The sequence below is a fragment of the Streptomyces populi genome, from assembly GCF_002911015.1.
Classification (GTDB): Bacteria; Actinomycetota; Actinomycetes; order Streptomycetales; family Streptomycetaceae; genus Streptomyces; species Streptomyces populi.
Window position 1 is genome coordinate 1 of record NZ_KZ627079.1, and the last position, 2,251, is coordinate 2,251.

Sequence of the window (2,251 nt, forward strand, 5' to 3'; positions counted from 1 at the left end):
CCACCGCCGCCGCGCCCGCGCCGGCCAGATCCCCGACACCCCGCGGAACACGCACCCGGCCCATCACACCACCCCGCAGCGCACCCCCGCCGCCGTCCACACCCCGGCCCCAATACGCCAGGGCAGCGGCCCGCAGCACACCCCCGCCGCCGCCACCGAAAACCACGGCACCAGCCCCGGACCACGGCACGACAGCAAAAACCCCCACTCCGACGAGAACCACGCACACCGCATGTCCACGAAACCCTCCCCGCACAACCGGGCAACCGGACAGGCCGGCACACACCCGATCCACCCGGCCCCGAAGACGACGCACAAAGACAAACACTTCGCCGAGAAGGACGTACAGACCGTCCCAGCCAAACGGAACTACGGCGACGACAACGGGCCCGCGGCCTTCTCCGGGGCCCCCGATACAAGCGGGCGCCGCTCTCGTCCTGCAACGCTCACGCCAGCATCCCCACCGTGATCACCCCGCAGGACACAGTGACCGAGGCGGACGGCACCCACACCGAACCAGCCCCGGCCGGCCCCTGCATGGAGAACCCGGACGGACACCGAACCAGAACCCCGGACACACACCACCAGCAGCCCGGACAACGGACAAACCACTCCCCCACAGCCCGCCCACACCGGCCGCCGAACTCCTCCCGACCCGACACCCGCGCCGCCCAGCCCGAGACCGCCGCCACGCACACACAAAATTCGGCAGTGGGGTTCTAAGCCAGAGCAGACGCAGGACGGGCGACGGGGCTGACCGCCGAAGGGTGGCGCTGTCACAGGCCGCTGAGCAGTTCGCAGTTCCAGCAGTACGCAGTTGATCACCGAGGGAAGAAACGGAGGAAGCAGGCGCCATCAGGATCGCCCGGGCGGAGTGTTGAACCCGGGTACCGCAGGACATCGATAGTGAGGTGGTCTCCGGTCAAGCAACCGCGATCCCCGCACCCCCGACAGCATTCCCGTCGGGCTAGCGGAAACAGAACGCCGGCGCAGTACCAGGGCCGGCAGATGGTGCAGCAGTTCCTTCGGGGCCCTGGTGTCGTACGACACCAGGGCCCCTCAAGCGTGTTCCACAGAGAGGTGCAATGACAGCAGACGACACCTTCGGCCGTCTCGACGACGACGACTACCCCGCCTACACCATGGGCCGGGCCGCCGAGATGCTCGGCACCACCCAGGGCTTCCTCCGCGCCATCGGCGAAGCGCGCCTGATCACCCCGCTTCGCTCTGCGGGCGGGCACCGCCGCTACTCCCGCTACCAACTGCGCATCGCCGCCCGGGCCCGGGAGCTCGTCGACCACGGGACCCCGATCGAGGCCGCCTGCCGCATCGTCATCCTCGAAGACCAGCTCGAAGAAGCCCAGCGCATCAACGCCGAATACCGCCGCGCCGCCGAGTCATCCGCTCCGCCGGCCTCGGCCTGAGACAGCGAAGACCTGCACCTGCCCAAGTGGCTTCGCGGCTGCGCCCGCACCTACTGCCCGGGACGCTTCGGCGTCCCGGGCAACGTCGTCTTCATCATGGCTCCGGCCCCGCCCGGAGCCCGGCTGTCACGCCGGGGGTGCGGCGGCCTCTCCCTGAGGGGTGCGCGGGCCGTGCACCGTCGTCCAACCCTCCCTGGCGCTGGAAGGGCACCGGCCGTTTACGCGGCCGGGGTGAGTTCGGCGCGGCCGAACAGCAGGGCGTAGCCGGTGGGGAGCTGGTGCAGGATGCGGGTGATGAGGTCGGGGCCGGTGTGGGCGGTGACGGCGGCGAAGACGGAGCCGGTGTCCCAGCGGGTGGTGGCCAGGGAGGCGCCGGAGCGGGCGGCGAGGTCCTTGACGAAGGCCCATCCGGTCAGCGGCTGAGGATCGGGGATCTGCGCGGTCAGCACACGAGCGGCCTCCCGGGGCAGGCAGCGCGCCAGGTCAACGCGTTCGTCGCCGGTCAGCTGGCGTCCCAGCCCCGAAAGGACCAGGCGGACGGATTCCTCAGCTCGCTCGCGGGTGGGGTAGGCGCCTTCGTAGCGGACCTTCTCCAGCATCTGCTCGTACGCCGTCGAGTACGGCTGCTGGTGCTCAAGCGGTACGCGTACGTCGGTGATCACTGCGGTGGATGCCTTTCATAGGAGCCAGGGTGGTCAGGTGGGCTGGGGGCGGCCGAAGAGGAGGTCGTAGCCGGTGGGGAGCTGGAGCAGGATCTGGCCCAGCAGGTCATCGCCGGCCGTGTCGGCGACCGTTGAGAGGACGGCGCTGACGTCCCAGGTCGCGGT

2 protein-coding genes and 1 pseudogene are annotated in these 2,251 nt (G+C 70.2%); 1 reads left to right on the top strand and 2 read right to left on the bottom strand.

The annotated features are described in order from the left end of the window. Window positions 1-1,085 precede the first annotated feature (1,085 nt). On the top strand, window positions 1,086-1,424 hold the full coding sequence (locus tag CW362_RS42695) for a MerR family transcriptional regulator (protein WP_103554942.1): 339 nt from the start codon (window positions 1,086-1,088) through the stop codon (window positions 1,422-1,424). A 218-nt stretch (window positions 1,425-1,642) separates the two neighbouring features. Here CW362_RS42695 and CW362_RS42700 read toward each other — a convergent pair whose 3' ends face one another. Further along, the gene (locus CW362_RS42700) at window positions 1,643-2,086 is read right to left on the bottom strand and encodes a DUF2267 domain-containing protein (RefSeq protein ID WP_103554943.1); all 444 of its coding nucleotides are present in this window, start codon (window positions 2,084-2,086) and stop codon (window positions 1,643-1,645) included. Window positions 2,087-2,119: 33 nt separating this feature from the next. After that, window positions 2,120-2,251: pseudogene (locus tag CW362_RS45205) on the bottom strand (DUF2267 domain-containing protein); the annotation flags it as partial.